Source organism: Rhodoplanes roseus (assembly GCF_003258865.1).
Taxonomy (GTDB): Bacteria; Pseudomonadota; Alphaproteobacteria; order Rhizobiales; family Xanthobacteraceae; genus Rhodoplanes; species Rhodoplanes roseus.
Genome location: NZ_NPEX01000300.1, coordinates 1 through 6,551, shown reverse-complemented (window position 1 = coordinate 6,551; position 6,551 = coordinate 1). Strand labels below are relative to the sequence as shown.

Below are 6,551 nucleotides of genomic sequence, written 5' to 3'. Positions count from 1 at the left end.
CCGCCGCCCGCCAAGGGCGGCAAGGAGGACGGCATCGCGGCGCTGGAGCAGGCCCTCGCCGAGGCGCAGGCCGGGCTCGACGCCGGCCTCGATGCCGGCGGCGGGCCGCTGCCCGACCGCGACACGCTGGTGCGCGAGCGCATCGCCGCCGAGCAGGCCCGCGACGCGCTGCGGCGCGAGCACGCCGACGCGCAGACCGCCGTGCATGTGGCGCGCAGCGAGGACGCCGCCGAGACGCTGCGCCGCCAGGCGCTGACGCTGGAGACGAACGAGCTGCAGAACCGCCTCGGCGAGGACCTCGCCACCTGCCCGGACGACCAGCGGGCCGAGCGGCTGGTGACGCTCGCGGCCGACGCGGCCCAGGCCGCCGCCGCCTTCGAGGCCGCGACCGAACGGGCGAGGCGCCTGCGCGCCGCGGTGCCGACCGCCGACCAGCGCGCCGCCCTCGACGCCAGGGTGAAGCGCCTGACCCAGGCGATCGAGAGTCGCGACAAGCGGCTCGCCGAGGTCGAGCGCGAGATCGCCGGTCTGCAGGGCCGCATCGCCACGCGCGGCGGCGAGGGGCTGGGCGAACGCGAAGCGGCGGCCGCCGAGGAGCTGGCGCTCGCCGAGACCGACATCGCCGCGATCGAGCGGCGGCTCGCCGCGCTGCGGCTCTTGCGCGACACCATCGCCGACAGCCGCCGCGCCGCCCACGAGAGCTATCTCAAGCCGGTGAAGACCGCGATGCGGCCCTATCTGCACGCGCTGTTTCCCGGCGCCGACGCGGCGCTCGACGCCGGCTTCTCGGTCGACGGGCTGACCCGGGCCGGCGCCGACGAGCCCTTCGTCTCGCTCTCGGACGGCACCCGCGAGCAGGTCGCCATCATCGTGCGGCTGGCGCTCGGCCGCCTGCTCGCCGAGCGCGGTCAGGCCGTGCCGGTGGTGCTGGACGACTCGCTGGTCTTCTCCGACGACGACCGCATCGAGCGCATGTTCGACGTGCTGACCCAGGCGGCCGAGAAGCAGCAGGTGATCGTCCTCACCTGCCGCAGCCGCGCCTTCCTGAGCTGCGGCGGCCGCACCCTGACGATCGAGCGCGAGGACGGGTAGCGCGGATTTTGGTTGCGGTGACTCGGCCCGACTTCCGCTCGTCCCCGGCGCCGACCTCCGGCCTCGCCTGTCACACCGCCGTCACCTCCTCCTCATCGGCGCGCAACAGGAATCGTCGATCACTGAGCGGATGACCGGGTGAGCCGGGTCGCTGCGCCGGGCAGCGGCGCTCGCCCGCACCGCGATCGACCATGTCGCTGTACGCCGATCCGCCCGACTGGGAACTCGTCACGCTCGGGGAGCTGATGCGCTGGCCGCTTCCTTATCAGGACGGCTTCGCGGACCGCTGCCTGGTGCGCACCATGGCGCTGGCGGCGCGCGGCCGGGTGCTCGCGGTGAGCGGCCTGCAGAACGTGCGGGCCGGCTACGACCCTTTCATCCTGGCGCTCAATCATTCGACCCGCACCGAGGCCCTGCTGGTGCCGGCCGTGCTGACGCTGCATCGCGGCGGCCGGCTGATCCATTTCATGGCCGACTGGAATTTCCGGCTGATCCCGGGCGTCGGCCTGCTCTATCGCCGCGCCGGGACGCTGACCGTGACGGCGAAGCCGGCGCGGCCGCGGGTGCTGAACCTGCTGCGCCCGCTCTACCGCCCGCCCGGCTCGGTGCTGGACCACGCCCGCGCCTGCCTGGCGCGCGGCCGCTCGGTCGGCATCTTCGTCGAGGGCACGGTCAACCGCGATCCCGACCGGCTGCTGCCGGGCCGGCGCAGCGCCGCGCTGCTGTCGCTGGAGACCGGCGTGCCGATCGTGCCGGTCGGCATCCGGTTTCCGCACGCGGCGCCCGGCCGGCCGATCGGCGACCGCGACGCCATGGAGGTGCGCATCGGCCCGCCGCTGCTGCCGCGCGAGCGGCTGGAGCGGCCCTCCCCGGCCGCGCTGCGCGCCTGGCACGCCACCGTGATGGGCGAGATCGCCCGCCTCTCCGGAAAGACCTGGTGCGACCGCGCGGCGCCGGCCGGCGCGGCGCTGCGCCTCGCCGCCTTGCCCGTTCCCCAGCCCGGAGGTTCGCCATGAGACTGGACGACCGTGTGACGGCGCAGCGCGTGACCGACGAGGCCGGCCGCCAGCGGGTGCTGGCCGTGCTGCGGGCGACCTATCAGCGCGAGAAGCGCTGGGTGATCGATCCCGAGAGCCAGTTCCCGGAGCAGGATCTCGCCCGCCCCGACGTGTCGTGGTTCGTGGTCGACATCCGCTCGCGGCCGATCGGCGTGCGGGTGCGCCCGGCCGGCGTGGTGCGGGTGGTCTACGATCCGCCGGTCGCCGGCTACGCGGCCTACGGCTTCGTGCCGATCGACCCGGCGCTGAGCATCGAGGCGATGATCCGCGACAGCCGCATCGCCGAGATCGGCCGCTTCGCCGTGGTGCCGCGCTTCCGCCGCCGGCTGGTGGTCGCCGCCGCGCTGATGCGGGCCGCCGCCGCCGAGACGATCGCGCGCGGCTACACGCATTATCTCACCGACGTGTTCGAGGACGATCCGCACAGCCCCTACGGCTTCCACACCCGCGTGATGGGCTTCCATCCGGTCGCCACCCACGAGGTCGGCGAGCTCGCCTGCACCAGCCGGCGCATCACCATGGTGCTGGATCTGAAGGCCGCGTATCAGCGGCTGAAGCGGCGCGGCAACTGGATGTTCCGTTATCTCACCAGCCAGTGGGATGACGCGCTGCACCAGCGGCTGGTGGCCTGACGCGGAGGCGAGTTTCGGACTACGGAACTCGCGGGCCGCGGTCTGATCCATGATAAGACGCGCGCGGTCCGTGCGACTCCGGACCGCTGTCGCGCGGCTGGAGCCGTGCGGACAAGAGTGCTATCGCGGGACCGACCGCCGGACCACATGGCGGCAGTCCGGGAGAGCACCATGATCGACACGACGCGACGACGGCTCCTCATCGGCGGTGCAGCGGGTCTCGCCACGGTCTCGTTTCCGCGGCCCGCCGTCCACGCCCAGACCGCCTGGCCGAAGGAGCGGCCGATCCGCATCGTCGTCCCGTTCCCGGCCGGCGCCGCCAACGACGCGATGGGCCGGATCGCCGGCCAGCGGCTGCAGGAGAAGCTCGGCGCCACCGTCGTGGTGGAGAACCGCCCGGGCGGCAGCGCCGTGATCGGCACCACGGCCGTGCTGCATTCGGCGCCCGACGGCTACACGCTGCTCGCCTCGGCCTTCAACCACATCGTGATGAACCTCGTGGTGCGCGGCGTCACCTTCGATCCGCAGACCGATTTCGAGGTGGTGGCCCGCACGGCGCGCGCGCCCCTCGTGATGGTGATGGCGCCGAACCGGCCCGAGCGCAACGTCGCCGAGGTGATCGCCGCCGCCAAGGCGCAGCCGGACAAATGGACCTTCGCGGTCGCCGCGCTCGGCGCGCCCGGCCATCTCGCCACCATCGACTTCCTCAAGCGGGCCGGGCTGACCATGACGCTCACGCCGTATCGCGGAACGTCGCCGGCGCTGACCGACGTGATGGGCGGCCACGTCCAACTGCTGATCGACTCCTCCTTCGCGCTGCTGCCCTCGGCGCGCGACGGCAAGGTCAAGGCGCTCGGCATCGCCTCGGCGGAGCGCTCGAAGCTGGCGCCCGAGATTCCGACCATCGCCGAGTCCGGCATGCCGGGCTTCTCGGGCCAGTCGTGGTACGGCATCTGGGCCCCGAAGGGCACGCCGCTCGCCATCCGCGAGCAGATCAATCAGGTGATGCGCGAGGCGATGGCGGATCCCGAGGTGCTCAAGCGCCTGGAGGCGACGCTGCTCGAGCCGGTGGTCGAGACCATCGAGGAGACGCGCAAATACATCGCCGACGACGTGCCGCGCCAGGCGGCGCTGCTGGAGAGCGTGAGCTTCAAGCCCGAGTGAGCCGGCCCGAGGGACGGGCGCGGTCTCACCGTCCCTCGATCTCCTCGCGCAGCATCTCCAGCTCGAGCCAGCGCTCCTCGGCCGCGGCGAGCTTCGCCTCGGCCTCGGCGGCGGCCCGCGACATCTCCTCGAACGCCTTGCGGTCGCGCGAGAAGAGCATCGGGTCACCGAGGCCCGCATGCAGGGCCGCGATGGTCTTCTGCAGCGCCTCCATGGTCTTCGGCAGCGTCTCCAGGGCGTGCTTCTCGTTGAAGCCGAGCTTGCGCTTGCCGGCCTTCGCGTCGCGCGCGGCGGGCGGCGGCGCCTCGGCCTTCTCCTTCGCCGCCTTGGCGGGCGCCTGGCGGGCCAGGTCGGCGCCGCGCTGCGCCAGCATGTCGGAATAGCCGCCGGCATACTCGGTCCAGCGGCCGTCGCCCTCCGGCACGATCACGGCGCTGACGATGCGATCGAGAAAGTCGCGGTCGTGGCTGATCAGCAGCACGGTGCCGGCGTAGTCGCCCAGCATCTCCTCCAGCACGTCGAGCGTGTCGAGGTCGAGGTCGTTGGTCGGCTCGTCGAGCACCAGCACGTTGGAGGGCTTCGCCAGAGCGCGGGCCAACATCAGTCGGCCGCGCTCGCCGCCCGACAGCACGCCGACCGCGGTGCGCGCCTGCTCGGCCGCGAACAAAAAGTCCTTCATGTAGCCGACGACGTGGCGCTGCTGGCCGCCGACCATCACGCTGTCGCCGCGCCCGCCGGTCAGCGTCTCGGCGACCGTCGAGGCCGGATCGAGGCTGTCGCGGTTCTGCTCCAGCATCGCCATCTCGAGATTGGCGCCGAGCCGCACCACGCCCTCGTCGGGCGCCAGCGCACCGGTGAGCAGCGACAACAGCGTGGTCTTGCCGCTCCCGTTCGGGCCGATGATGCCGATGCGGTCGCCGCGCTGGATGCGGGTCGAGAAGTCCGTCACGATCGGCCGGCCGTCGTAGCTCTTCGAGACCGACTTCGCCTCGACCACCAGCGTGCCGGACTTGTCGGCCTGGGCGGCGGCGAGCGAGACGCTGCCGGCGGTGGCGCGATAGTCGCGGCGCGCCTGGCGCAGCGCGGCGAGCTCGCCGACGCGGCGCATGTTGCGCTTGCGGCGCGCCGTCACGCCGTAGCGCATCCAGTGCTCCTCGGCGACGATCTTGCGATCGAGCTTGTGCTGGTCGCGCTCCTCCTCGGCCAGCACCTCGTCGCGCCACGCCTCGAACTGCGAGAAGCCGCGATCGATCCGCCGCAGTCGTCCGCGGTCGAGCCACACCGTGATGCGGGACAGATCGGCCAGGAAGCGGCGGTCGTGGCTGATCATCACCATGGCGGCGCGCGACCCTTCGAGCTCGGCCTCCAGCCATTCGATGACGGGCAGGTCGAGATGATTGGTCGGCTCGTCGAGCAGCAGGATGTCGGGCTCGGGGGCGAGCGCCCGGGCGATCGCGGCGCGGCGCGCCTCGCCGCCCGACAGCGTGGCCGGATCCTCGTCGCCCGTGAGGCCGAGCTGCTCGAGCAGATAGCGGGCCCGGTACGGGTCGTCGCCGGGGCCGAGGCCCGACGTGACATAGACGAGCGTCGTCGCCGCGTCGCCGAAGTCCGGCTCCTGCGGCAGGTAGCGCACCGTCGCGCCCGGCTGCACGAAGCGGGTGCCGCGGTCGCAGTCGATCAGCCCGGCCGCGATCTTCAGGAGCGTCGACTTGCCGGAGCCGTTGCGGCCGACCAGGCAGAGCCGCTCGCCGGCCGCGACCGCGAGCTCGACGCCGTCGAGCAGCGGCGTGCCGCCGAAGGTGAGGCCGATGTCCTTGAGCTGGAGAAGCGGCGGAGCCATCAGCGCACCGCCCCGTCGCGCGCGGCGGCGCTGCGCTGGGCGCGGCGGATCGCCTGCTCGAGCGACTGCAGGAAGGTCGAGCGGTCGCGCGGCGTGAACGGCCGCGGCCCCGAGGTCTGCTCGCCGGCCGAGCGCAGATCCGTCATCAGGTTGCGCACCGCGAGCGCCATGCCGATGTCGGCCTCGGTGAACAGCCGGCCGTTCGGCGCGATCGCGGCGGCGCCGGCCTTGATGCTGCGGCTCGCCAGCGGAATGTCCTGGGTCACGACGATGTCGCCGGGCTTGACGCGCTCGGCGATGAGATCGTCGGCGGCGTCCATGCCGGGACCGGCGGCGAGGCGCTCGATCAGCGGATCCTGCGGCACCCGGATGAAGCCGGCCGCCACCACGGTGACGGGCAGGTTGTGCCGGGCCGCGACGCGATAGATCTCGTCCTTCACCGGACACGCGTCGGCGTCGACATAGATGCGCGGAGGGTCGGCGGCGGGCGGCTCGGACGGTATCGCGGAGTTTTCGGGCGGGACGCTCATGCGGTGGCGATTAGCGGGTTTTTACGAAGAAGGCCACTCCACCCCGCGGCGTCGTTCAGGGGCGCACCGAAGTGCGAACCCGGTATCCAGCCCGGAATGCGGAATGTGTCGCTGGATTCCGGGTTCATGCGGCTCTCGGCGCATCCCCCGGGCGCATGCCCCGGAATGACCAGGACCCGGAATGACGCACTGGACATGCGAAGGGCTGCCCGCGAGGGCAGCCCTTCCATTGTCG

Annotated in this window: 7 protein-coding genes; 4 read left to right on the top strand and 3 right to left on the bottom strand. The window is 72.6% G+C overall.

The genetic code is table 11. The features are described 5' to 3' along the window. The 4 genes from CH341_RS34465 to CH341_RS26360 form a co-directional block, all read left to right on the top strand. Window positions 1–1,092 (top strand): ATP-binding protein (locus CH341_RS34465; protein WP_483475694.1); only part of this gene is annotated, 1,092 nt, incomplete at its 5' end. A gap of 191 nt (window positions 1,093–1,283) precedes the next feature. Beyond that, window positions 1,284–2,108 carry a lysophospholipid acyltransferase family protein gene (locus CH341_RS26370; RefSeq protein WP_111421937.1) on the top strand — a complete coding sequence of 275 codons (825 nt, stop codon included), beginning with the start codon at window positions 1,284–1,286 and terminating at the stop codon, window positions 2,106–2,108. After that, complete coding sequence (locus tag CH341_RS26365; RefSeq protein ID WP_111421936.1) at window positions 2,105–2,782, top strand: GNAT family N-acetyltransferase; 678 nt, start codon at window positions 2,105–2,107, stop codon at window positions 2,780–2,782. The genes CH341_RS26370 and CH341_RS26365 overlap by 4 nt, the downstream gene beginning before the upstream one ends. A gap of 171 nt (window positions 2,783–2,953) precedes the next feature. After that, the gene (locus tag CH341_RS26360) at window positions 2,954–3,946 is read left to right on the top strand and encodes a Bug family tripartite tricarboxylate transporter substrate binding protein (protein WP_111421935.1); all 993 of its coding nucleotides are present in this window, start codon (window positions 2,954–2,956) and stop codon (window positions 3,944–3,946) included. Window positions 3,947–3,971: 25 nt separating this feature from the next. Here CH341_RS26360 and CH341_RS26355 read toward each other — a convergent pair whose 3' ends face one another. The 3 genes from CH341_RS26355 to CH341_RS35405 all read right to left on the bottom strand — a co-directional run. Then, complete coding sequence (locus CH341_RS26355) at window positions 3,972–5,786, bottom strand: ABC-F family ATP-binding cassette domain-containing protein (RefSeq protein WP_111421934.1); 1,815 nt, start codon at window positions 5,784–5,786, stop codon at window positions 3,972–3,974. Then, window positions 5,786–6,316 (bottom strand): YaiI/YqxD family protein, encoded by a 531-nt coding sequence (locus CH341_RS26350; protein ID WP_111421933.1) that lies wholly within the window; start codon window positions 6,314–6,316, stop codon window positions 5,786–5,788. The genes CH341_RS26355 and CH341_RS26350 overlap by 1 nt, the downstream gene beginning before the upstream one ends. After that, window positions 6,313–6,551: hypothetical protein (locus CH341_RS35405; protein ID WP_210208622.1), on the bottom strand; the 239-nt coding region annotated here is incomplete at its 5' end. The genes CH341_RS26350 and CH341_RS35405, both read right to left, overlap by 4 nt.